Origin of the sequence: Caballeronia sp. INML1 (assembly GCF_023631085.1) — a bacterium.
Taxonomy (GTDB): domain Bacteria; phylum Pseudomonadota; class Gammaproteobacteria; order Burkholderiales; family Burkholderiaceae; genus Caballeronia; species Caballeronia turbans.
In genome coordinates this window covers 18,782-41,409 of record NZ_JALQDT010000075.1, presented here as the reverse complement: position 1 = coordinate 41,409, position 22,628 = coordinate 18,782, and the positions used below count along the sequence as shown (strand labels likewise).

Here is a 22,628-nt window from a genome sequence, read left to right as displayed (position 1 = left end):
GCGTGCGCGCCCTCTAGGTTGCAGTCGTCGCGCGCATCGCCCGATATTCCCGCCTCACGATATCCATCAGCTCCGCGACCGACGTATTCGCGCTGCGCTGCTCATAGGTCACGCGTCCGCGCTGCATCAACATGATGCGATCCGCGATGTCGAGCGTCTGCGCATAGTTGTGCATGATCATGATGATCGAGAGCCCGCCTTTCTCCTTCAGGCGCATCACGAGATCGATGATAAGCGCGGCCTCGCGCGCGCCCATCGCCGCGAGGGGTTCGTCGAGGAGCAGGATTCTCGCGTTCGAATGCACCGCCCGCGCAACGGCGATGGCCTGACGCTGACCGCCCGACAGCCGCTCGACGGGCAGATCGACGGAAGGCACATGCACGCCGATATCCTCGAGACACTGCGCCGCACGCTCGCGCATCTGCTTGTGATCGACGAGACGCAACAGGCGGGCGGGCCCGCGCCGCACGATCTCCCGATTGAGGAACATGTTGTGGTAGATCGACAGCGAATTCGCAAGCGCGAGATCCTGATACACGCATTCGATGCCGAGCGCGCGCGCATGATCGACGGACTTGAGCAGCGTCTCTTCGCCGTGCACATGCAACGTGCCGCTCGTCTGCTGATGAAAGCCCGTGAGAATCTTGACGAGCGTGGACTTGCCCGCGCCGTTGTCGCCGAGAATGCCGAGAATTTCGCCTTGGCCGAGCGTGAGCGAGACGCCGTCGAGCGCGGTGACCGCCCCGAAGCGCTTGACTAGGTTGTCGCCACGCAGCGCGAGATCGGCGGATGCGGCGGGAGCCGTTAGCGGTTCTGCCATCACCGTGCTCCCCTGCGGCGGATGCGCCCGACGTGGATGTTGAAGATCATCGCGGCGAGAATCGCGGCCCCGAGAATGATGTTGAACGTGAACGCGTTGATGCCGATGAGCGTGAAGCCGTCGCTCAGAATGCCGAGCACCGCCGCGCCGAGCAGGCCGCCTACGATCGTGCCCGAGCCGCCCGTCAACGGCGTGCCGCCGATCACGGCGGCGGCGACCGCGAGGAACATGATCTGGTTGCCGCCCGCTTGCGGATCGATCGACGTGATGCGGAAGCTCTCGAGGATGCCCGTGAAGCCCGCGAGCACTGCGGCGATCACGAAATTGCCGAGCCGCAGCCGGTTCACGCGGATGCCCGCCTCGCTCGCGCCGAGCGCGTTCGCACCCGCCGCCTGCGTGTGCAGACCCCAGCGCGTATGCCGCAACAGCACATGCATGACGAACGCGATCGCCACGGTCCAGATGATCTCGCTGTAGCCCCACGCGCCCATCACGGCGGCGAACTCGGGCGAGCCGGGCGTCGCGGCGGGCGTGCCGCGCGACACGGTCAGCGTGATGCCGTTGATGAGAAAGAGCGTGCCGAGCGTCGTCACGAAGGAAGGCAGGCGTAGATAGACCGTCACCGCGCCGTTGATAAAGCCGATGATCGCCGCCGCGATAAGCCCGGCAATGACCGCGAGCCACATCGGCGCGCCCGCATCGTTGGCGAACACCATCATGAACGGCGCGAACGCGAACACCATGCCCGCTGACAAGTCGATGTCGCCGCCGATCATCAGCATGATTTCGCCGAACGCGATGATCGCGACCGGCGCAACGTACTGCGAAAGATTGACGAGGCTCGCGTTGCTCAGCAGGAAGTCGTGATTGACGAACTGGAAATACGCCGCGAGCAGCAAGGCGACCAACAGGATGCGCAATTCGGGCGCCCAATGAGACGCCCACGCGCCGCGCGGACTGCCGGTCTGCGCGGGCGTGGTTGCTTTACGAGGTTCGTTGACCGTGTTCATCAGGACTTGATCGCGCCTTTCATGGGCACGATTTGCGGCTTGGTGGTCTTGCCTTCGTAACGCGTCGAGGTGTTGAGATAAGGCTCGACCGTATCCTTCGTCACGAACTTGAGACCCGTGTTGATGTTCGCCGGCCCGACGAGCCCGCCCGATGCGAGGAACACGAACGCTTCCATCACCGTGTAGAAGCCCTGCACGTAAGGCTGCTGGTCGATGGTGAAATCGAGGAAGCCTTCGTGAATGAGCTGAATGGTCTGCGGCAGCAGATCGAAGCCGCCGCCGTGCACGCCCTTCGACGGCAGATTCGACTCCTTCATCACCTGCGCGACGCCTTGCGTGCTGCCTGCATCGACGGCGAACATGCCTTTCAAATCCTGGTGGCCGAGATAGAACGACTTGATCTTCGAAAGTTCTTCGTTGACGGTTGCTCCAGTCGCGACGGTCTGAATGTCGATCTTCTTGCCGGACTTCTTGATCGCATCGCTTGCGCCGTCGAGACGAGGCTGGATGTTCAACTGTCCCGGCGTCGCAATGAAGAGCGCGACCAGGCCGCTGTCGATCAGGCTCGCGATGCGCTCGCCCATCTGATAGCCCGACAGATACAGATCCTGGCCGATATACGCGAGCCGCGGATTGGTCTTGCCGCGCGGCGCGTCGGCGTTGTAAGCGAACACGGGAATGCCCGCATCGAGCGCGGCCTGGATGGGCTTGTCGAATGCGTTCGGATCGACGATAGGCACGGCGATCGCATCGGCTTTCGCGGCGATCGCGGAGTTCACCGCGCGCACCATTTCGCCCGCATCGGACGTGGCCGAGCCGGTCCACTGATAGTCCATGCCGAACATGGCGCACGCATCCTGAATGCCGTACTGCGTGGGCACGAAGAAGGGATTCGTCGTCACGTGATTGACGAACACGATCTTCCATTTCTTGTGCTGCGGGAACGCCGCTTCGGCCGCCTGCGCGGTCGAGATCAGCCCGCCGCCGCCGGTCACGCCGCCCAGGAGCGACAGCGCCGCGCCGAGTCCCGCGCCCTGCATGATGCCGCGCCTGCCCGCACTGATGAGGCGGCTGTCTTTTGCGTCGTCATCCCGATCTTGCGCCATGTTTTCCTCCGGTCTCTTCTTCGTTGGTCGATGGGTCGACTCATCGTCGATCACGTTCAGATACTGGGTTTCACGGCATGCCGTCCGCACGCCGCTTTCATCAATGAAAGACGGCAGCGTTGCGGATGACGATGCGAGCAGTGTGCGAGAGGGCGATTCGAAAGCGCGGCGTGTTTGAACTAGTAATTGGGATCTGCGAAGCCCGCGCGCCGACTTCAATAGACAAACTATATGCAGAGTGTTTTGACGTTTCGATTAGCGTTTTCCCGGTGCGTGTCCTGCATATAGTCATGCTATTTATAGGACTTTCTCGCAGAGTGAGCAAAACCATGAGCGCCCCCCCAAAAACCAAGCTCCGTTCGGCCGCATGGTTCGGCACCGCCGACAAGAACGGTTTCATGTACCGGAGCTGGATGAAAAACCAGGGCATTCCGGATCACGAGTTCGCGGGCAAGCCGATCATCGGCATATGTAATACGTGGTCCGAACTAACGCCGTGCAATTCGCACTTTCGCAAGCTCGCCGAACACGTGAAACGCGGGGTGTATGAAGCGGGAGGATTTCCCGTTGAGTTTCCGGTGTTCTCGAACGGCGAATCGAACCTGCGGCCCACCGCGATGTTCACGCGCAATCTCGCGAGCATGGACGTCGAGGAAGCCATACGCGGCAATCCCGTCGATGCGGTCGTGCTGCTCGTCGGTTGCGACAAGACGACGCCCGCCCTGCTGATGGGCGCGGCGAGCTGCGACGTGCCCGCGATCGTCGTCTCCGGCGGCCCGATGTTGAACGGCAAGCACCACGGCCGCGACATCGGCTCGGGAACCGTCGTCTGGCAACTGAGCGAGCAGGTGAAGGCGGGAAAGATCTCGATACACGAGTTCATGTCGGCGGAAGCGGGCATGTCGCGCTCGACGGGCACCTGCAACACGATGGGCACCGCATCGACGATGGCCTGCATGGCCGAAGCGCTCGGCGTCACGCTGCCGCACAATGCGGCGATTCCGGCCGTCGATTCGCGGCGCTATGTGCTCGCGCATCTGTCGGGCATGCGTATTGTCGAGATGGCGCTGGAAGACTTGCGCCTCTCGAAGCTGCTCACGCGCGAGGCGTTCGAGAATGCGATCCGCGCGAACGCGGCGATCGGCGGCTCGACCAATGCGGCGATCCATCTGAAGGCGATCGCGGGACGCATCGGCGTGAAGCTCGAACTCGACGACTGGACCCGCATCGGACGCGGCACGCCGACGCTCGTCGACTTGCAGCCCTCGGGGCGCTTCCTGATGGAAGAGTTTTACTATGCGGGCGGTTTGCCCGCGGTGTTGAGGCGTCTCGGCGAAGCGAACCTGATCCCGCATCCGGATGCGCTCACGGCCAACGGCCACACGCTGTGGGAGAACGTGCAAGAAGCGCCGATCTATAACGACGAAGTGATCCGTCCGATTGCGAAGCCGCTCGTCGCCGATGGCGGATTGTGCATACTGCGCGGCAATCTCGCGCCGAACGGCGCGGTGCTGAAGCCATCGGCGGCGACGCCCGCGCTTCTCACGCATCGCGGCCGCGCGGTCGTCTTCGAGAACTTCGACGACTACAAGCAGCGCATTGCCGATCCCGATCTCGACGTCACGGCGGACTCCGTGCTCGTGATGAAGAACTGCGGGCCGAAGGGCTATCCGGGCATGGCCGAGGTCGGCAACATGGGCTTGCCGCCGAAGCTGCTCGCGCAAGGCGTGACGGACATGGTGCGCGTATCGGATGCGCGCATGAGCGGCACGGCGTACGGCACGGTGGTGCTCCACGTCGCGCCCGAGGCGCGCGCGGGCGGGCCGCTTGCGATCGTGCGCGACGGCGACTGGATCGAGCTCGATTGCGAGAAGGGCGTACTGCGCATCGATATCGACGACGACGAAATCCGCTCGCGCCTCGAAGCATGGCAAGCGGCGAAGAGCGAGATTCCCGAGGATCGCACGGGCTATCGCAAGCTATATGTGGAGCATGTGCTGCAAGCCGATGAAGGTTGCGACTTCGATTTCCTCGTCGGCTGCCGCGGCGCGGAGGTGCCGAAGCATTCGCACTGAAGGCGTCACCTGCGCGGGCTCCACGTTGCGATCGCAACGCCGAGCACCGCGACGCCCATCGCCCACCATGCGGCCCCCGGCAACACTTCGCCGAGGAAGAAGTAGGACAGCACCGCGGCCGCGGGCGGAATGAAGAAGAACAGCGACGCGACTTGCGAGACCTTGCCCGCGCGTGTCATCGCGAGCAGCAGCGTGATCGCGATCAGCGAATTGCCGATCACGAGATAGGCGAGCGTGGCGATTAACGTGGGTGTCCATTGCACTTGCGTGTGCTCGAAGGCGAGCGCCATCGGCGCGCAAAAGACGAAGCCGACGCTGTATTGAATGAGGTTCGACGTGATCGGATCCTGCGCCGTGCCGAGCCGCTTCTCGTAGAGCATCGCGCCCGTGATGCCGATGAGCGCGCCGATCGCGAGCAGCACCGGTCCGAGCGAACCGGCATGCAGCGGCCCGCGCGCGGCGATCACGCCCGCCGCGCCCGCGAGCCCGAGCAGCAAGCCGATCCAGCGCCGAACGCCGATCCGCTCGCCGACGAACTTCGGCGCGAGCACGCCGACGAGAATCGGCTGCAAGGACACGATCAACGCGAGCACCGAGGTCGCGATGCCCGCCGTCATCGACAGATAACTGAGCCCGAAGTACATGACCTGCACGAGAAAGCCGACGACGCCGAGATGCAGCCACGCGCGGGCATTGCGCGGCCATTGCGGACGCCGCACCGCGCACACGGCGAGCAGCACGCCGACGCTCAACGCAAAGCGTATCGATAAAAACGTCAGCGGCGACGCATAGTGCAGGCCGGTCTTCGCGATCGGAAATCCGGCGGACCAGAGCAGCAGAAAGAGAATGGGTCCGCCGATCGTGAGCCAGCGGCGCTCGGTTTGCGTGCGGCTGTCTTCGTTGCGGTCGATGCGCGGCGCTTGCGCCATGTTCACGTCCTTGTGCTCGTTTCTCGTGTGCAGCGGAAGTACCGATTGTAGTGTGGAGACGACGGCGGCGAAGTGTGAGACATTCTCTGCTTCCATCTTCATCGAACGCTGAAGCATGAACGACAACACCAACGCGGCGCCCGACAGCACCGCCGCACGCGTCGCGATGTGGCGCGCGTTGCACGCCGAAGCCGATGCTCCGCCGCATGTGCTGGAAGACAAGATCGGCCTTGCATTGCTCGCGCCCGCTGCGAACTGGCGCGAACGCGGCGACATGAACCCGCAGTTCACGCGGCCTTTCCGTGCGTCGATCGTTGCGCGTGCGCGCTTCATCGAAGATCTCGTCGTGCAAGAGGTCGATCGCGGCGTGACGCAGTATGTCATCCTCGGTGCGGGTCTCGACAGCTTCGCGCAGCGCAGGCCGGAGATCGCGGCGCGGCTGCACATTTTCGAAGTCGATCCGCCGGGGCCGCAGGCGTGGAAGCGCCGGCGTCTGATCGAACTCGGTTATGGCGTGTCCGAGCGGCTGCATTTCGTGCCGGTGGATTTCGAAGAGGGAGAATCGTGGCGCGAGAAGCTCGTGAAGAATGGTTTCGACCAAAGCAGGCCCGCTATCGTCGTGTCGACGGGCGTCAGCATGTATCTCACGAAGGAAGCGAACGCGGCCACATTGCGCGAAGTCGCGGGCTTTGCATCGGGCTCGACCTTCGCGATGACCTTCCTGCTGCCGCTCGAACTCGCGGACCCCGACGTGCGTCCGGGCCTGGAAATGGCTGAGAAGGGCGCGCGTGCGAGCGGCACGCCGTTCATCAGCTTCTTCATGCCGGCGGACATTCATGCGATGGCGCGCGATGCGGGCTTCAGGGACGCGCGGCACGTATCCGCCGCGGATCTGACCCGGCGATACTTCTCGAACCGGACCGATGGCCTGCGTCCGCCGAACAATGCCGAAGAACTGCTGATCGCCAATACATAGATTTGCCATGCCCAGGATCGACCTTGCAGCGCGCGGGCGATTGTGCGGCGTTTCCGAAGGGAACAGGGAACGGTCATCACATGGTCAATCGCGATTCGACGAACCTCCAGGTTTGCAAACACAACGACAAGTGACAATCACCACGCCTTCCGACCGCGCATCCCTCTTGCGCGAACTGGACAACACACCGCTCTTCGATGTCGTCGTGATCGGCGGCGGCGCGAGCGGCCTCGGCACGGCCGTCGACGCGGCGTCGCGCGGTTATCGGACCTTGCTGCTCGAAGCGCGCGATTTTGCCAAAGGCACGTCGAGCAAGGCCACGAAGCTCGTTCACGGCGGCGTGCGTTATCTCGCGCAAGGCAACATTCCGCTCGTTCGCGAGGCGTTGCGCGAGCGCGGCCTGCTCGCGCGCAACGCGCCGCATCTCGTGCATGCCCTCGGCTTCGTCGTTCCGGCGTATCGCTTCGGAGACAAGCTGATCTACGGCGCGGGACTGAAAATGTACGACTGGCTCGCGGGCGCGTCCAACCTCGGCGCGAGCCGCAGCCTCAGCCTCGCGCAAACGCGCGCGAGATCGCCGATGCTCGCCGACAGCCTCGACGGTCACGCGCTGCGCGGCGGCACGCTATACCATGACGGCCAGTTCGACGACGCGCGGCTCGCCATCGCGCTGATGCGCACGCTGTTCGATCTCGGCGGGCTCGCGCTGAACAATGCCGCCGTGCGCGGCGTCGGCTTCGATCGCGCGGCGGGGCATCATCGGCTATCGGTGACGGACGTCGAAACGGGAGATAGCCTCACCGTCGGCGCGCGCTGCCTCGTCAACGCGACGGGCGTCTGGGTCGATTCGATCCGCGCGATGGCCGAACCGGGCGCGCGCCCGATCGTGGCGCCGAGCCAGGGCGTTCATCTGACGTTGCCGGGCCGCTTCCTGCACAGCAACGACGCGATCCTCGTGCCGAAGACGAAAGACGGCCGCGTGCTTTTTCTGGTGCCGTGGCACGGCCACACGATCGTCGGCACGACCGATACGCCGCGTCAGGACTTGCCGCTCGACCCCCGCGCAAGCGACGAGGACATCGACTTCATTCTCGCGACGGCGTCGGATTACCTGTCCGTCAAGCCCACGCGCGACGACGTTCTAAGCGTCTGGGCGGGGCTTCGTCCGCTCGTGAAGGCCGGCGCCCAGGCGTCGACGGCGGCGCTCTCGCGCGAACATACGATCGAGATGAACGCGACGGGCATGATCACCGTGACGGGCGGCAAGTGGACGACGTATCGGCTGATGGCGCAGCAGGTCATCGATCTCGCGGCCGCGAAGGGCCTGTTGCCGGCTGCGCCCTGCCGGACGGCGTCGCTGCCGCTGCATGGCGCGACAGCGGAGCAGCGCGGCCAGTACGGCTCCGATGCCGCCGTGATCGACCGTCTGCCCGGCGCGCAGAACGTGCTGGTGAAGGCGAGCGGGCTGACCGAGGCGCAGACGCGTTTCGCGGTTCGGGCGGAACTCGCCCGATGTGTCGAGGATGTGCTGGCGCGCCGCAATCGCGCGCTGTTTCTCGATGCCGCCGCTGCCCGCGACGCCGCGCCGGACGTCGCCCGCATCATCGCGGAAGAGCTTGGGCGAAGCGCGCAGTGGCGATCCGAAGAGGTCACGCGTTTCGACGCCTTCGCGCGAACCTGGATGCTGTCGTAGCGGCTCGTTTCCTGAACGAGGCGCGCCCGTCCGCCTCGGGGAAACGCCTAATGCCCGATTTAACCCGCCATTACCCTCTGCGCGCGCCGCTTCCTAAACTTGTCTCACAAGGAGGAGGCGCCCATGTCGAAACTCATTCACACGATGATTCGCGTGCGGGATCTGGAACGCTCGCTCGATTTCTATCAGAAGGCTTTCAATCTCGACGTCGCGCATCGGCTGGATTTTCCGGACTTCACGCTCGCCTATCTGCGCAACGATGAAACGCACGCCGAACTCGAACTCACCTGGAACAAGGGGCGCGCCGAGCCTTATACGCATGGCGACGGCTACGGCCATGTCGCGGTGAGCGTGCCGGACGTGAAGGCCGAGCGCGAGCGTCTCATCGCCCTGGGCCTCGCGCCCAACGACGTGCGCGAGTTCAGGAACGACGACGGCTCGCTGATCGCGCGTTATTTCTTCATTCAGGATCCGGACGGCTACAAGATCGAAGTGCTCGAACGTCACGGACATTACGAGTAGTCACGGCGGCACCGCGGGAGCACATACATAAGTTGTTGCAGCACCCCACAAGGAGAGAGACATGCGAGACACGATCATCCCGATCGTCGCGCAGCGGCGCGCGCACGACGGTGGACATCATCACGAACATGATGGAATCGCCGCCGCCCCCCCGACGATCGCGCTGACACGGCGCGAATTCCTGCGCGGCACCGGCGTGCTGGTCGGCACGATCGCCGCGACGTCGATTTTCGCGAGTCTTGCGCCGAGCCGCGTCTGGGCGCTCGAAATGCAGGGGCTCGACACGCATCAAGGCGAGGTGCTCTTGCAGGTGACGCGGCAGATCTATCCGCACGCAACGCTCGATGACGCCGTCTATGCGCTCGTCGTCAAGGATCTCGATGCCAAGGCGAAAGCCGATCCCGCAGTGCGTCAACAACTCGCCGACGGCGTCGCTCAACTGGATGCGAAAGCCCGCTCCGACTGGACGAAGCGCGGCGCGAACGACAAGGCGCAGGACGTCGCCGCGCTCGCGGGCACGCCGTTCTTCAACACGGTGCGCAGCACCGCCGTGGTTTCCCTGTACAGCAATCCGATGGCGTACGAGCACTTCGGCTACGGCGCGTCGAAAGGCGATGGCGGCTATCTGCATCAGGGCTTCAACAGCCTGTCGTGGCTGCCCGATCCACCTGCCGGCGCGAGCGGGCCCATCCCGACGGACAGTTGAAGAGCGCGCCCATCAAGCAACGAGCGGAGACCGACATGGATCAGGGTAACAAGGTGCAGTTCAAGCACAGCGACGGCAATGTGGTCGTCGTCATCGGATCGGGTGCGGGCGGCGGCACGCTCGCCAACGAACTCGCGCAGAAGGGCATCGACGTGGTGGTGCTCGAAGCGGGCAAGTCGCATACGCAAGGCGATTTCTCAACGTCCGAGTGGGACGCCTTCAAGATGCTCTCGTGGCTCGACATGCGCACGACGTCCGGATCGTGGCGCCTTGCGCAGGACTTTCCGAATCTGCCGGCGTGGGTCTGCAAGACGGTCGGCGGCACGACCACGCACTGGGCGGGCGCGAGTCTGCGTATCCAGCCGCATGAATTCAAGGCCAAGACCACTTACGGCGACGTGCAGGGCGCCACGCTGCTCGACTGGCCGATCACGCGTGAGGAGCTCGACCCTTACTACGACCGCGCCGAAAAGAAAATGGGCGTGACACGCACGAACGGCCTGCCGGGTCTGCCGGGAAACAACAACTTCAAGGTGATGTCGGCGGGTGCGACGAAGGTCGGCTACAAGGAGTGCAACACCGGCCATATGGCGATCAACAGCACGGTGCGCGACAATCGCACGCATTGTTTCCAGCGCGGCTTCTGCTTTCAGGGCTGCCGCATGGGCGCGAAGTGGTCGACGCTCTATACCGAACTGCCGCGCGCTCAGGCCACGGGTCACATGGAGTTGCGCACGCAGGCGCACGTCGTGAAGATCGAGCACGATGCGCGCGGCAAGGTGACGGGCGTCGTCTACTACGATGCGAACGGCAAGCTGCAGCGGCAGCGGGCGCGCGTCGTCGCGGTGGCGGGCAATGCGATCGAGACGCCGCGCCTGCTGCTCAATTCGCAGTCGAGCAAATTCCCCGATGGCCTCGCGAACGGCTCCGGGCAGGTGGGCCGCAACTACATGCGGCACACCACCGGCTCGGTCTACGGCGTGTTCGAGGACAAGGTCGAGATGTACAAGGGCACGACGATGGCGGGGATCATCGAGGACGAAGCGGTGTTCGATCCGAAGCGCGGCTTCGCGGGCGGCTATCACATGGAGACGGTTTCGCTCGGGCTGCCGTTCTACGCGGCGTTTCTCGATCCGGGCGCGTGGGGCCCGAACTTCACGGCGGCGCTGGACCAGTACCAGTACACGGCGGGCATGTGGATCGTCGGCGAGGACATGCCGCGCGAATCGAACCGCATCACGCTCAACAGCGACGTGAAGGATCAGTACGGTCTGCCGGTGCCGAACGTCCACTTCGACGATCATCCGAACGACGAAGCGATGCGCGAGCACGCGTACAAGCAGGGCAGCGCGGTGTACGAAGCGGCGGGCGCGAAGGCGACGTATCTCGTGCCGCCGTATCCGTCGACGCACAATCTCGGCACCGCGCGCATGAGCGCGAAAGCCGACGACGGTGTCTGCAATCCGCACGGCCAGACGCACGAAGTGGCGAACCTGTTCATCTCCGATGGCAGCCAGTTCACGACGGGCGCGGCGGAAAACCCGACGCTCACGATCGTCACGCTGGCGATTCGCCAGGCGGATTACATCGCCGGGCAGATGAAGCAGCGCAGGGTTTGACGCGATTGCCGCTCGACACGTAGCGGAGTAGCTTTTTCAGTTGGCCGTCGTGCGCGAGCGCGGCGGCCTGTTTTACGGAGGCTTTCGTCATGTGTGGGGTGTACATCAACGCCGATCCGATCCTCTATGAATCGCGCACGCGTTCGCTGCGCATTCATGGCGTGATCACCACGGTCCGGCTCGAAAATCTCTTCTGGGACGTGCTGCAGGAAATCGCCGGGCGCGAGAATCTGACGACGAGCCAGTTCGCCGTCAAACTCTACGACGAACTGATCGCGTTGCGCGGCGAGGTACCGACCAACTTCGCGTCGTTCCTGCGCGTGTGTTGTCTGCGCTATCTGTCGATGCGCGAGGCGAAACAGAATGCGGAAAGCGAGGCGGCGGGGGCGGTCGCGTTGCGGGTTCTCAAGGCCGGGTAGTCTCGGCGCAATGTTCGATGGCGGCGCGACGCAGGGTTGCTTGCGGATTCTCTGCGAGAGCGTTCTTTATCGGCCGTAGTGTGTGCCGCATCATCGCATTTTCAATGCGCTTGCCCCGCTTCCTCATGCAGTCGCTTGCGTAGACGCGCTTTCGCGGCGCGTGGGCATTGCGCATGCCGCCAGTGCGCATTCGACGCCTGAGCCCAAGCATCTTCTCCGACCCGTCCTCACCCGACACATGCGCCGCGGTCGCCGGCCCATCGGCAGAGCCAGCCGTATCCGCATCCCGTATCGAGCCCATGATTTGAACGATTCGAGCGCCCGTAGCCCGAGAAGAACTCGGCATCGCGGTAGATGTTCTGCGTCATGCGAACAACGTCGGATAAACGGGGTATCTGCGATTTTTGCGCGTTGCTGGCACGATTCCCCTCACGCTGCTAGATTACCGTGCAACAGAATCGTTGATCGAGAGACTACGATGACTGATAGACCCGCTGCCCCGCGTTCGCCCCTTCCCGCGCTGCTGCTCATCGCGGCCATCGCCGTCGTGCTGGTCGCGGCCTTCGCCTACACGGGCGGTTGGCTCACGCCGCATCGCCTCACGCCGGCGAAGATCGTCGGCAGCCTGGCGCCGCCTGGCGGCGCGGTGCCCGGGTTCCGGCGCAATCATGCGAAGGGGATCTGCTTCACCGGTGACTTCGAATCCAACGGTTCGGGCGCCGCGCTCTCCAAAGCCAAAATGTTCATGCCGGGCACGTATCCCGTCACGGGCCGGTTCAATCTCGCGACGCCAGACCCGCAGGCATCCGACGCGATGGCCCGCGTGCGCGGCCTGAGCCTGCGCATCGTGATGCCCGATGCAAGCGAGTGGCGCTCCGCGATGATCGATGCCCCGATCTTCCCCGTCGCGACCCCGCAGGCCTTCTACGACCTGCAACGCGCGCTCGCGAACAAGAACGATCCCGAGTCGATGCAGAAGTTCGCCGCCGCGCATCCGGAAATCGGCGCGTTCGGCGCATGGGCGGGCAGCGCGCCGTGGACGGCCTCGTATGCGGACGAGCGCTACAACAGCCTGAACAGCTTCATCTTCACGAACGCGGACGGGCAGAATCAGGCGGTGCGCTGGTCCTTCATTCCCGCGGCGAAGCCCGAGAACCTCACGCCGGACGAGCTGAAGCAGAAGGGCGCGAATTTCCTCGATGCCGAAATCAAGCAGCGCGTGCAGAGCGCACCGCAACGCTGGGCGATGGTCGTCACCGTCGCGAATCCCGGCGATCCGACCGCCGACCCGAGCAAGGCCTGGCCGGAAGACCGGCACACGGTGGAAGTGGGCACGCTCGTCGTCAAGGCGATCGAACCCGAGCCCGACGGTCCGTGCCGCGATCTCAACTTCGACCCGACCGTGCTGCCATCCGGCATGCGCGTGTCCGACGATCCATTCCCCGCCGCGCGGTCGGCCGCCTACTCCGTCTCGTTCAATCGACGCACCGCCGAGGACAAGTACTACCCGCACACGCCCGCGCAAGGAGCCAAGCCATGAACGCGATCAACGAGCGGTTCTCGCCGCTGCAACGCGCCCTGCACTGGATCATGGCGATATGCATTCTCGCGATGCTGTTCATCGGCGTCGGCATGGTGTCGACGGTGAGGCCGGACTATCTGACGCTCGTGTCCATCCACAAGCCGCTCGGCATCGCGATTCTCGTGCTCGCGTTGATTCGTCTCGCGGTAAGGCTCGCGCGCGGTGCGCCGCCGCTGCCCGCGAACATGCCCGAGCCGATGAAGCTCGCAGCGCATCTATCGCACTATGCGTTCTATGCGTTGATGATCGCGTTGCCGCTGCTCGGCTATGGGATGCTGTCCGCGGCGGATTATCCCGTCGTGATAGGCGGCCTTCACTTACCGTCGCTCCTGCCTCATAGCAATTCGTTGCATACGCTGCTCTGGAACGCGCATCGCTTTCTCGCGTTGTGTTTCTTCGCGTTGATCGTCGTGCATCTCGCGGCTGCGCTGTTTCATGCGCTCGTGCGGCGCGACGGCGTGTTCCATGCAATGGCGCCGTGGAAATAGGCGTGCACGCTCAAGGACGCCGCTGCTGCACGACCTGAGCCAGCACGCGCACACCCGGTTCGATCAGCTCGGCGCGGATCGCTGAAAAGCCCATGCGGAAGCATCGCTGACCATCGGCGGGATCGGCGAAGAACACGCTGCCCGGTTCGATCAGCACGCCGAGCGCTTGCGCATCTCTTGCGAGGCGTGTCGCGTCGAGCCACGGCGGACCTTCGACCCAGCACGATGCGCCGCCCGTCACCTTCGACGCACGCAACTCCGGCAGATGCGTGGCGAGCGCGTCCATCAGCACTTCGGCGCGCTCCTTGTAGACGCGCCCGAGCTTGCGCAAGAGCGTGTCGTGATGACCGAGTGCGAGAAAGGTCGCAAAGGCGCGCTGAATGTACGCGGCCGGATGCCGGATCATCAATCGACGCAGCGCGCGCAATTCGCGTATCAATGTGCGCGGCGCGACGATATACCCGAGCCGCAAGCCCGGCGCGAGCGTCTTCGAAAGCGAGCCGATATACACGACACGCTCCGCCGTATCGAGGCTCTTCAACGCCGGATGGGGCGTGCCGGAAAACGTGTTCTCGCTCTCGTAGTCGTCCTCGATGACGATGAAGTCATGCTTCACCGACAGATCGAGCAATCTGCGCCGCCGCTCGATCGGCATCGTCACGGTCGTCGGGCATTGATGACTCGGCGTGACGTACACGTAATCGCATTGGGCGATCACGCTTTCATCGTCGATGACCGCGCCGCTTTCATCGACCTCTAGCGGAACGATCTCTGCGTTGTGATGCTGAAAGATATTGCGCGCATCGGGATAGCCGGGGTTCTCCATGCCGACCTTCACCTGCGTGCCGCACAGGAGATCGCCCATCAGATAGAGCGCCTGCTGGCAGCCGTTCGTGACGACGATCTCGTCGGGCATCGCGAACACACCGCGACGCGGCAGCACGCGCGTTCGTATCTGTTCGACGAGCGTCTCGTCGTCGCGTTCGATCAGATCGGGCGCCCAGTTGCGGATTTCCATCACCGAAAGTCCGTGCATGCAGCTCTCGCGCCAGTCGCTCGTCGGGAACAGCTCGGTATCGAATTGCCCGTAAATGAAGGGATATTCGTAACTCTGCCAGTTCGACGGCTTGACGATATTGCGCTGATGCGAAGGCGCATGTCTGATGCGCGCGCTCCAGTCGGGATGACCTTGCTGCGTCTCGATGCTCGTCGTGTCGGCGACGCCCGTCGCGGTGAAGCCGCGTTGCAGTTCCTCTGTTGCGGGATTCACGAAATGGCCGCTGCGTTCGCGCGACACGAGATAGCCTTCTTCGACCAGTTGCTGATATGCGAGCACCACAGTATTGCGCGATACGTTGAGCTGATCGGCGAGCTCGCGGCTCGAAGGCAAGGCGGAATCGGGCGCGATATGACCGCTCAGGATCGCGTTGACGATCATCTGGCGGATCTGGTTCTGCAAGCTCATCCCCGAGACCCGCGAGCGCTGGAAGAGCTGCGCCCAGAGCGTGGCGGTTGGGCGGGTCGGCATGCATGTCTCCTGCGAAATGTTCGGGTGATTGATAGATATTACGTGCGCCTTGCACCGCGTGCCAGTGCAACAAAAAGCCGCCGCGCCGACCTTCGGCACAGCGGCTGTCGATGTCCACGCGACGACGATCAACCCATGGAAAACGCCGTCTGCCGCCGCTGCCGCCGCCCGACCCACGCCGCCGACAGCGCGCTGATGACCCCCGCGGCGAGGCAATATCCCGCGATCATCCAGGGATCGCCGCCGTTGCGCTGCAAGAGCCATGTCGCGACGATCGGGCTGATGCCGCTCGCGAAGATGCCCGAGAACTGATACACGAACGATATGCCCGAATAGCGCACCTTCGCATCGAAGAGCTCGGAAAAGAGCGCGGCTTCCGGGCCATAAATAGACGCATACACCACGCCCAGCGGAATCACGACAGCGAGCCACGCGAGCATCGTATTGCCGCCGCTGTTCTTCATCAGCCAGAAGCCGAAGAACGCGGACAGTCCCGTCGCGAGCGATCCCCAGAAGTAGATGCGCGCGCGTCCGATGCGATCCGACAGCCGCCCGAAGAACGGAATCGTGAAGATCATCACGAACGCGGCGACCATCACGCCGAGCAGCGCATCGGTGCGTTGCAGATGCAGCGTCCCCGTGAGATATGAAATCGAGAACACGCCGAACACGTTGAAGAACACGCCGTCGATGAAGCGCGCGCCCATGCCGGCGATCGTGTTGCCGGGATACTTCGAGATCACGTCGACGATCGGCATGCGCGCTTCGCTGCCCGTCTTCTGGATGCGTGCGAATTCCGGCGTTTCCATCACGTTAAGGCGGATGTACATGCCGATGAGCACGAGCGCGAACGACAGGAAGAACGCCACGCGCCAGCCCCAAGCGAGGAACTGCGCATCGGTCAGCGTGAGCGAGAGGCCCGCGACGACACCCGACGAAAGACACAGTCCGAGCGCAAGACCGATCTGCGGAATGCTCGCGTAAAAGCCGCGCTTGTTCGCGGGCGCGTATTCGAACGCCATCAGCACTGCGCCGCCCCATTCGCCGCCCAGACCGATGCCTTGCAGCACGCGCAGCAGCAGCAACAGCGAGGGCGCCCAGATGCCGATCTGCGCATACGTCGGCACCATGCCGATCAACACTGTCGCGACGCCCATGATCGTCAGGGTCATCACGAGCATGCTCTTTCTGCCGACGCGATCGCCGAAATGGCCGAAGATCACGCCGCCCAATGGCCGGCTCAGAAAGCCGACGGCGAAGGTGCCGTAGGCGAGCATCGTCGAGATGAGCGGGTCGCCGCTCGGGAAATACAGCTTGTTGAAGACGATGCCGGCGACCACGCCGTATAGAAAAAAGTCGTACCACTCGATCGTCGCGCCAATCAGACTGGCGACGACGACTTTGCGCATCTGCTTGCCATCGGTTCGGGGCGTTGCGTTCATGGTTGTCTCCGTGATGTGTGTGCGAGACTTGTGCTCAGTCTCTCTGGCCTGCGTGGGCCGTGGGCTTCTTCACAACGACTTCAGGTGCGTCTTCCACGTGCGTGACCTGTTGATAGCGCCGGTCCTCGAGAATCATGTCGGCGGCTTTCTCCGCGATCATGATGACGGGCGCGTTCGTGTTGCCCGATACGAGTTCCGGCATGATCGACGCATCGACCACGCGCAGGCGTCCGATGCCGCGCAGCTTGAGGCGTTCGTCGACGACCGCGAGCGCGTCGCTGCCCATCTTGCAAGTGCCTGCCGGGTGATAGATCGACTGACTGAACTTGCGCGCGACTTCGAGCAGTTCGGCATCGGACCGATACTGCGGACCGGGAATGAACTCCGACACGATATGCTTTGCGAGCGACGGCGCGGCGGCGATGCGGCGCGCCACCTTGATACCGCCGATCACGACGGGATGATCGCGTTCGTCGGAGAGATAGTTGGCGTGAATCGCCGGGTAGCGCAGCGGATCGTTCGAGCGGATTTCGACACTGCCGCGGCTGTACGGCCGCAACTGACACACCGACGACGTGAACGCCGAGAACGGATGCGCGCCCTGACCGGGCTTGTCGGCGGAAAGCGGTTGCATGTGAAACTGGATGTCGGGACGCGCGAGCTCAGGCGAGGAGCGCGTGAAGATAGCGACCTGGCTCGCCGCAAGCGTGAGCGGCCCGGTGCGCGATAGCGCGTATTGCAGGCCGATGAGCGCCTTTTTCAGCGGATTGTTGACCTCGTCGTTGAGCGTGCGCTCACGCGTCTTGAACACGAGACGCACCTGCAAATGATCCTGCAGATTCCGGCCGACGCCGGGCAACGCGTGCCTCACCTGCACGCCCGCATTGTCGAGCACGCTCACGGGACCGACACCCGAGTTCTGCAGGATCTGCGGCGAGCCGATCGCACCGGCCGCGAGAATCACTTCGACGCGCGCACGAACCGTCTTCATGACGCCTTCATGCATGTACTCGATGCCCGTCGCTTCCTTGCCGTTGAACAGCACCTTGCGGGTCTGCGCATGCGTCTGCACGATGAGATTGCGGCGATCGCGCACCGGCTTGAGAAAGCCTTTCGCCGTGCTCCAGCGAAGACCCTTATAGGCCGTCTGCTGAAAATAGCCGACGCCTTCCTGTGTCGCGCCGTTGTAGTCCGCGTTGAACGGGATGCCGATCTCCTGTGCCGCCGCGATGAAGTGATCCGCAATCGGGCGGCGCAAACGCAGGTCCGATACCTTCAACGGACCGCCTGCGCCGTGATACTCGCTCGCGCCATGCTCCTGATCTTCCGACTTCCTGAAGTAGGGCAGCACGTCCCTGAAGCTCCATCCCGTGTTGCCCAGTTCGGCCCAGCGGTCGTAGTCTTCGCGCTGCCCGCGCACATAAAGCAGCCCGTTGAGCGAGCTGCAGCCGCCGAGGACCTTGCCGCGCGGCCAGTCGATGCTGCGTCCGGCGACGGCATCGTCCGCTTCCGTGCGATAGCACCAGTCGAGCTCTGGATCGTGCATCGTCTTGAAGTAGCCGACGGGGATATGAATCCACGGGCTCGTGTCGGGGCCGCCCGCTTCGAGCAGCAGCACGACGTTGGACGGATCGGCGCTCAGACGGTTGGCCAGCACGCATCCCGCTGAACCCGCACCGACGATGACGTAATCGACTTCCTGCTGCATGACACCTGTCTCCTGAAGTCTTCTTTTGGAACGAATCGTTTCGTTTGCGTTTCGTTCAATGTGGAAGAAGCGGGCAAGGAAGCCAAGAGAAAAGCGCGGAAGCTCGCGAAAGTGAAACGGAAAATACGAAATCCGATTCAGAAACAAGGCGGGATTCGGGTTGTCCCTAAGATTATTTCGTCATCCGAATGATCCATGTTGCGACGCGTCAGAAGGTCGCCGTGAGTTCGGCGGCGGCTTCCTGCAAACGCGGCACGAAGGTCAGCGCGCGCGACAACGCCATGCGCGACACCGGCCCATGCACGGCGATGGCCGCGATGCATTTGCCGCGCGAATCGAATACCGGCACCGCGACACACGCGATCCCGAGCACGAACTCCTCGTTGTCGACCGCTATGCCCTTGTGCGCGATGCGATCCAGTTCCGCTTCGAGCAGGTTCGGATCGTCGAGCGTATTGGGCGTGAAGCGTTCGAGCCGCATCGCGCGGATGAGGGCGGCGCGTTCGGCGCGCGGCATCGTCGACAGCAGCAGCTTGCCGCTCGCGCTGCAATGCGCCGGCACGTGCGATCCGGGCTTGAGTTCGAGCCGCAGCGCCCACGGCGATTCGCAGCGGTCGAGATAGAGGACCTGCGTGTCGTGCAGCGTGCTCAGGTTGCAGGTCTCGCCGAGATCGGCGACGAGACGCTCCAGAATCGCGTGGCGCTGACGCCTTGCGCCACTGTGCATCATCACGTCGACGCCGAGCCGTTCGAGGCGCGGGCCGATTACATACCCATTCTTCTGGCCCGGCTCACGCGCGACGAAGCCGCCCGCTTCGAGCGACTGCAACATGCGATGCAGCGAGGCCTTCGGCTGCCCGATGATGTTCGCGAGTTCCGAGAGCGAGCACGCGCCCTTCGCCGCGACGAGATGCTCGAGCACGCTGAAGGCGCGCAGCGTAGGCGTCTCGGAGCGCGCGTGGTCGTCGGGCGGCGCGCTGTCCGTCGATTCGGGCTGAATGAACGCATCGGTATCGGCTCGCGTATCCATGTTGCGCACTCACGTCGTCTGATGCCGCGCTGCCTGCGCCTGCACGCAGGTCACGGCGATCACGTGATAGATATCGTCGGTGCTGCAGCCGCGCGACAGATCGTTGGTCGGCTTTGCGAGCCCTTGCAGCAGCGGCCCGATAGCCTTGGCGCCGCCGATGCGCTCCGCGAGCTTGTAGCCGATGTTGCCCGCTTCAAGACTCGGGAAGATCAGCGTATTGGCGTGCCCCTCGATCTGTGAGTGATGCACCTTGCGCATTGCGATCTCCGCAACGATCGCGGCATCGAGCTGCACGTCGCCGTCGATGGCGAGGCCGGGGCGGGCTTCTTTTACACGCCGCGTCGCATCGATCACTTTATCGACGGCTGCATGGTGCGCGCTGCCGCTCGTCGAGAAGGACAGCATCGCGACGCGCGCATCTTCCATGAGCAGGCTGCGCGCGCTGTCGGCGGCGGCCATTGCGATTTCGGCGAGTTGCTCCGCATCGGGCTCGACGACGAGCGCGCAATCCGAAAAGATGAGGCCGCCTTTCATCGTATGAAAAGGCTCGCACAGCATCATGAGAAAGAAACTTGAAACAAGCTTGAACGACGGTCGCACGCCGATGATCTGTATTGCGTTGCGCACGACATCCGCGGTCGTGTTGACCGCGCCGGCGACTGATCCGTCCGCCTCGCCCGTTCGCACCATCAGGTTCGCGAAGCACAGCGGATCGAGCACGGCGTCGCGCGCCTGATCGGGCGTCATGCCTTTTTTCTCGCGCAGCGCGAAAAGCTCTTCCGCAAAGCGTTCGGTATGTGATGAGTGAGACGGATCGATCACGTCGATGCCTTCGAGATCGATCCCCGCGCTGTCCGCGACCTGATACGCACGCGCTCGCGCGCCCACGAGCGCGATGCGCGCAATGCCTTCCTTGTGCGCGCGTTGCGCCGCCTGAAGCACGCGCGTGTCTTCGGCTTCGGAGAGGACGATGCGCATCGGCAGGTCGCGAGCCTGATCGATGATGCGATGCATGGCTTTCATGGCGGGCTCACTGTCATGGGTTGGAAGACGCCGCTCCGGGCGCGGAGCGGCGCGGCGCTGGACTCAGACGTAGTCCTTGTATTTGTCGAGCATACGCACCGGCTTCGAGAGCGCGTCGCGGCGGAACGGATCGCCGAGTTCACGCGTGCACATGATCTCGATGATCGTCGTCTTGCCGTGATTCATCTGCAGATCGATGGCCTTCTTCAGCGCCGGGCCGACGTCCTCCAGCTTGTCGACGACGATGCCTTGCGCGCCCATCGCCTTCGCGATCTCGGCGAAGCTCTGGTTGTCGAGCTCGCCCGCAACGAAGCGGCGATTGTAGAAGTCCACCTGATTCTTCTTCTCGGCGCCCCACTGACGGTTATGGAACACGACCGCCGTCACGGGAATGTTGTGCCGCACGCAGGTCATGGTTTCCATCAGGCTCATGCCCCAGGCGCCATCGCCCGCATACGAGACGGCCGGACGATGCGGCGCCGCGACCTTCGCGCCGATGATCGTCGGGAACGCATAGCCGCAATTGCCCCAGCTCATCGCCGCAAAGAAGCTGCGCGGCTTGTTGAAGCGCAGATAGCTGTTGGCGACCGAGTTGATGTTGCCGATGTCGGTGGACACCATCACGTCTTCGGGCATCGCCTTCTCGAGTTCGCGCAACACCTGCCGCGGATGCAGATACTGGCCGCCGCTGAACGGCTTCTCGTTCTTCTGCTCCTCGATCATGTCGAGGCTGTACGGATCGCGCTCGTGCGTCCATTCGTCGAGTTCTTTTTCCCATGCGGCCTTTTCGGAAGCGATGGTCTTCGCGCGGGCGTCCTTGGTGGCGTCGCAGTCGAGCTTGCGATCCGCGAGACGTTGCGTGAGCGCGATGGCCGTCGCCTTCGCATCGCCGCAAATGCCGACGGAAATCTTCTTCACGAGGCCGAGCATCTTGTGGTCGGCGTCGATCTGGATGACCTTCGCGTCCTTCGGCCAGTAGTCGAGGCCGTGCTGCGGCAGCGTGCCGAAAGGCCCGAGACGCGAGCCGAGCGCGATCACGACGTCGGCCTGGCTCAGGAGCTTCATCGCGGCCTTCGAGCCCTGATAACCGAGCGGGCCGCACCACAGCGGATGATTCGCCGGAAACGAGTCGTTATGCAGATAGCTGTTGACCACAGGCGCGCCGAGACGCTCGGCGAGCGCCTTGCATTCCTCGATGGCATCGGACATGACCACGCCGCCGCCCGAGATGATCACGGGGAATTTCGCTTCGGCGAGCAGATCGGCGGCTTCATTCAGGCTCTGGTCGCCGCCGGGGCCGCGATCGAGACGCTGAGGCTTCGGGATCTCGACCTTGACCTGGCCGTAGAAGTAGTCGCGCGGAATGTTGAGTTGCGTCGGGCCCATTTCCGACATCGCGCGGTCGAAGCAGCGCGCGGTGAATTCGGCCATGCGCGCCGGGTGGGTGACGTGGCCCTGGTATTTCGTGAATTCCTGGAACATCGGCAACTGCTTTGCCTCCTGGAAACCGCCGAGGCCGATGCCCATCGTGCCCGCTTCCGGCGTGACGATCACGACCGGGCTGTGGGCCCAGTACGCCGCCGCGATCGCCGTCACGCAATTGCTGATGCCCGGGCCGTTCTGGCCGATCACGACACCGTGACGGCCCGACACGCGCGAATAGCCGTCCGCCATGTGGCCCGCACCTTGTTCATGCACGACCGGAATCAGGCGGATGCCGGCGGGCGCAAAAATGTCCATCGCGTCCATGAAGGCCGAACCCATGATGCCGAACATCTCGGTCACGCCATTGGCGGCGAGCGTCTCGACGAAGGCTTCGGATGGGGTCATCGCCTGCGGACCGGTGGGCGCCGCGCTGGCGGCGAGAGTGGTCTGGGAAGGACGGGCTTGGTCGTGCTCGCTCATGAGTGTCTCCGTTGAGATAAACGGAACGTATTGTTCCGGAATATGTA

General features: G+C 63.8%; 20 protein-coding genes. 9 read left to right on the top strand and 11 right to left on the bottom strand.

Going from position 1 to position 22,628, the window contains the following annotated elements:
- Positions 1-13 precede the first annotated feature (13 nt).
- Genes NCR38_RS29750 through NCR38_RS29740 form a run of 3 tightly spaced genes read right to left on the bottom strand, consistent with a single transcriptional unit; the run spans position 14 to position 2,936 of the window.
- Positions 14-820: an ATP-binding cassette domain-containing protein gene (locus NCR38_RS29750; protein ID WP_061119513.1), complete on the bottom strand. Its 807-nt coding sequence runs from the start codon at positions 818-820 to the stop codon at positions 14-16.
- Positions 820-1,830, bottom strand: coding sequence for an ABC transporter permease (locus NCR38_RS29745; RefSeq protein WP_061119512.1), 1,011 nt, complete (start codon positions 1,828-1,830; stop codon positions 820-822). Before NCR38_RS29745 ends, NCR38_RS29750 begins: the two co-directional genes overlap by 1 nt.
- Entirely contained in the window at positions 1,830-2,936 is a 1,107-nt protein-coding gene (locus NCR38_RS29740; protein ID WP_061119511.1) for a sugar ABC transporter substrate-binding protein, read from the bottom strand. Before NCR38_RS29740 ends, NCR38_RS29745 begins: the two co-directional genes overlap by 1 nt.
- A gap of 329 nt (positions 2,937-3,265) precedes the next feature.
- Between NCR38_RS29740 and NCR38_RS29735 the strand changes: the two genes are divergently transcribed.
- Positions 3,266-5,011: an IlvD/Edd family dehydratase gene (locus tag NCR38_RS29735; protein WP_061119510.1), complete on the top strand. Its 1,746-nt coding sequence runs from the start codon at positions 3,266-3,268 to the stop codon at positions 5,009-5,011.
- Positions 5,012-5,016: 5 nt separating this feature from the next.
- On the opposite strand, the gene NCR38_RS29730 is transcribed toward NCR38_RS29735, so the two are convergent.
- The gene (locus tag NCR38_RS29730; protein ID WP_250478069.1) at positions 5,017-6,057 is read right to left on the bottom strand and encodes a DMT family transporter; all 1,041 of its coding nucleotides are present in this window, start codon (positions 6,055-6,057) and stop codon (positions 5,017-5,019) included.
- Between NCR38_RS29730 and NCR38_RS29725 the strand changes: the two genes are divergently transcribed.
- From NCR38_RS29725 to NCR38_RS29700, 6 genes are all read left to right on the top strand, one after another.
- A complete protein-coding gene (locus tag NCR38_RS29725) occupies positions 6,056-6,916 on the top strand; it encodes a class I SAM-dependent methyltransferase (RefSeq protein ID WP_061119509.1) in 861 nt (286 codons plus the stop codon). The two genes, NCR38_RS29730 and NCR38_RS29725, sit on opposite strands and share 2 nt — an antisense overlap.
- A gap of 130 nt (positions 6,917-7,046) precedes the next feature.
- On the top strand, positions 7,047-8,609 hold the full coding sequence (locus NCR38_RS29720) for a glycerol-3-phosphate dehydrogenase/oxidase (RefSeq protein WP_086961282.1): 1,563 nt from the start codon (positions 7,047-7,049) through the stop codon (positions 8,607-8,609).
- 123 nt (positions 8,610-8,732) lie between these two features.
- Positions 8,733-9,131 carry a VOC family protein gene (locus tag NCR38_RS29715; RefSeq protein WP_061119507.1) on the top strand — a complete coding sequence of 133 codons (399 nt, stop codon included), beginning with the start codon at positions 8,733-8,735 and terminating at the stop codon, positions 9,129-9,131.
- A gap of 61 nt (positions 9,132-9,192) precedes the next feature.
- Positions 9,193-9,837, top strand: coding sequence for a twin-arginine translocation signal domain-containing protein (locus tag NCR38_RS29710; RefSeq protein ID WP_250478068.1), 645 nt, complete (start codon positions 9,193-9,195; stop codon positions 9,835-9,837).
- Positions 9,838-9,872: 35 nt separating this feature from the next.
- Positions 9,873-11,456: a GMC family oxidoreductase gene (locus NCR38_RS29705; protein WP_061119505.1), complete on the top strand. Its 1,584-nt coding sequence runs from the start codon at positions 9,873-9,875 to the stop codon at positions 11,454-11,456.
- 89 nt (positions 11,457-11,545) lie between these two features.
- Positions 11,546-11,875 (top strand): ribbon-helix-helix domain-containing protein, encoded by a 330-nt coding sequence (locus NCR38_RS29700; RefSeq protein ID WP_061119504.1) that lies wholly within the window; start codon positions 11,546-11,548, stop codon positions 11,873-11,875.
- 227 nt (positions 11,876-12,102) lie between these two features.
- On the opposite strand, the gene NCR38_RS29695 is transcribed toward NCR38_RS29700, so the two are convergent.
- The gene (locus NCR38_RS29695; RefSeq protein ID WP_409219314.1) at positions 12,103-12,243 is read right to left on the bottom strand and encodes a hypothetical protein; all 141 of its coding nucleotides are present in this window, start codon (positions 12,241-12,243) and stop codon (positions 12,103-12,105) included.
- 110 nt (positions 12,244-12,353) lie between these two features.
- Between NCR38_RS29695 and NCR38_RS29690 the strand changes: the two genes are divergently transcribed.
- Both NCR38_RS29690 and NCR38_RS29685 read left to right on the top strand, forming a co-directional pair.
- The gene (locus NCR38_RS29690; protein WP_061119502.1) at positions 12,354-13,415 is read left to right on the top strand and encodes a catalase family peroxidase; all 1,062 of its coding nucleotides are present in this window, start codon (positions 12,354-12,356) and stop codon (positions 13,413-13,415) included.
- A complete protein-coding gene (locus NCR38_RS29685) occupies positions 13,412-13,945 on the top strand; it encodes a cytochrome b (protein WP_061119501.1) in 534 nt (177 codons plus the stop codon). The genes NCR38_RS29690 and NCR38_RS29685 overlap by 4 nt, the downstream gene beginning before the upstream one ends.
- Positions 13,946-13,955: 10 nt before the next feature.
- Here NCR38_RS29685 and NCR38_RS29680 read toward each other — a convergent pair whose 3' ends face one another.
- From NCR38_RS29680 to xsc, 6 genes are all read right to left on the bottom strand, one after another.
- Positions 13,956-15,473, bottom strand: coding sequence for a PLP-dependent aminotransferase family protein (locus NCR38_RS29680; RefSeq protein ID WP_061119500.1), 1,518 nt, complete (start codon positions 15,471-15,473; stop codon positions 13,956-13,958).
- Positions 15,474-15,601: 128 nt separating this feature from the next.
- On the bottom strand, positions 15,602-16,915 hold the full coding sequence (locus NCR38_RS29675; RefSeq protein WP_250478067.1) for an MFS transporter: 1,314 nt from the start codon (positions 16,913-16,915) through the stop codon (positions 15,602-15,604).
- A gap of 34 nt (positions 16,916-16,949) precedes the next feature.
- Positions 16,950-18,623, bottom strand: a complete 1,674-nt coding sequence (locus NCR38_RS29670; protein ID WP_061119498.1) for a GMC family oxidoreductase — start codon at positions 18,621-18,623, stop codon at positions 16,950-16,952.
- A 208-nt stretch (positions 18,624-18,831) separates the two neighbouring features.
- A complete protein-coding gene (locus NCR38_RS29665) occupies positions 18,832-19,653 on the bottom strand; it encodes an IclR family transcriptional regulator (RefSeq protein WP_250478066.1) in 822 nt (273 codons plus the stop codon).
- A gap of 9 nt (positions 19,654-19,662) precedes the next feature.
- The gene (gene pta, locus NCR38_RS29660; RefSeq protein ID WP_250478065.1) at positions 19,663-20,676 is read right to left on the bottom strand and encodes a phosphate acetyltransferase; all 1,014 of its coding nucleotides are present in this window, start codon (positions 20,674-20,676) and stop codon (positions 19,663-19,665) included.
- A gap of 63 nt (positions 20,677-20,739) precedes the next feature.
- On the bottom strand, positions 20,740-22,581 hold the full coding sequence (gene xsc / locus NCR38_RS29655; RefSeq protein WP_061119496.1) for a sulfoacetaldehyde acetyltransferase: 1,842 nt from the start codon (positions 22,579-22,581) through the stop codon (positions 20,740-20,742).
- Positions 22,582-22,628 lie beyond the last annotated feature (47 nt).

Bases quoted from the DNA above. Each gene is read 5' to 3' on its own strand.
- NCR38_RS29680 (WP_061119500.1), bottom strand. From the start codon at position 15,473: ATGCCGACCCGCCCAACCGCCACGCTCTGGGCGCAGCTCTTCCAGCGC.
- NCR38_RS29730 (WP_250478069.1), bottom strand. From the start codon at position 6,057: ATGCTTCAGCGTTCGATGAAGATGGAAGCAGAGAATGTCTCACACTTC.
- NCR38_RS29675 (WP_250478067.1), bottom strand. From the start codon at position 16,915: ATGAACGCAACGCCCCGAACCGATGGCAAGCAGATGCGCAAAGTCGTC.
- NCR38_RS29710 (WP_250478068.1), top strand. From the start codon at position 9,193: ATGCGAGACACGATCATCCCGATCGTCGCGCAGCGGCGCGCGCACGAC.
- NCR38_RS29690 (WP_061119502.1), top strand. From the start codon at position 12,354: ATGACTGATAGACCCGCTGCCCCGCGTTCGCCCCTTCCCGCGCTGCTG.
- NCR38_RS29725 (WP_061119509.1), top strand. From the start codon at position 6,056: ATGAACGACAACACCAACGCGGCGCCCGACAGCACCGCCGCACGCGTC.
- NCR38_RS29665 (WP_250478066.1), bottom strand. From the start codon at position 19,653: ATGGATACGCGAGCCGATACCGATGCGTTCATTCAGCCCGAATCGACG.
- NCR38_RS29685 (WP_061119501.1), top strand. From the start codon at position 13,412: ATGAACGCGATCAACGAGCGGTTCTCGCCGCTGCAACGCGCCCTGCAC.
- NCR38_RS29740 (WP_061119511.1), bottom strand. From the start codon at position 2,936: ATGGCGCAAGATCGGGATGACGACGCAAAAGACAGCCGCCTCATCAGT.
- NCR38_RS29735 (WP_061119510.1), top strand. From the start codon at position 3,266: ATGAGCGCCCCCCCAAAAACCAAGCTCCGTTCGGCCGCATGGTTCGGC.
- NCR38_RS29700 (WP_061119504.1), top strand. From the start codon at position 11,546: ATGTGTGGGGTGTACATCAACGCCGATCCGATCCTCTATGAATCGCGC.
- pta (WP_250478065.1), bottom strand. From the start codon at position 20,676: ATGAAAGCCATGCATCGCATCATCGATCAGGCTCGCGACCTGCCGATG.
- NCR38_RS29705 (WP_061119505.1), top strand. From the start codon at position 9,873: ATGGATCAGGGTAACAAGGTGCAGTTCAAGCACAGCGACGGCAATGTG.
- NCR38_RS29670 (WP_061119498.1), bottom strand. From the start codon at position 18,623: ATGCAGCAGGAAGTCGATTACGTCATCGTCGGTGCGGGTTCAGCGGGA.
- NCR38_RS29695 (WP_409219314.1), bottom strand. From the start codon at position 12,243: ATGACGCAGAACATCTACCGCGATGCCGAGTTCTTCTCGGGCTACGGG.
- NCR38_RS29750 (WP_061119513.1), bottom strand. From the start codon at position 820: ATGGCAGAACCGCTAACGGCTCCCGCCGCATCCGCCGATCTCGCGCTG.
- xsc (WP_061119496.1), bottom strand. From the start codon at position 22,581: ATGAGCGAGCACGACCAAGCCCGTCCTTCCCAGACCACTCTCGCCGCC.
- NCR38_RS29745 (WP_061119512.1), bottom strand. From the start codon at position 1,830: ATGAACACGGTCAACGAACCTCGTAAAGCAACCACGCCCGCGCAGACC.
- NCR38_RS29715 (WP_061119507.1), top strand. From the start codon at position 8,733: ATGTCGAAACTCATTCACACGATGATTCGCGTGCGGGATCTGGAACGC.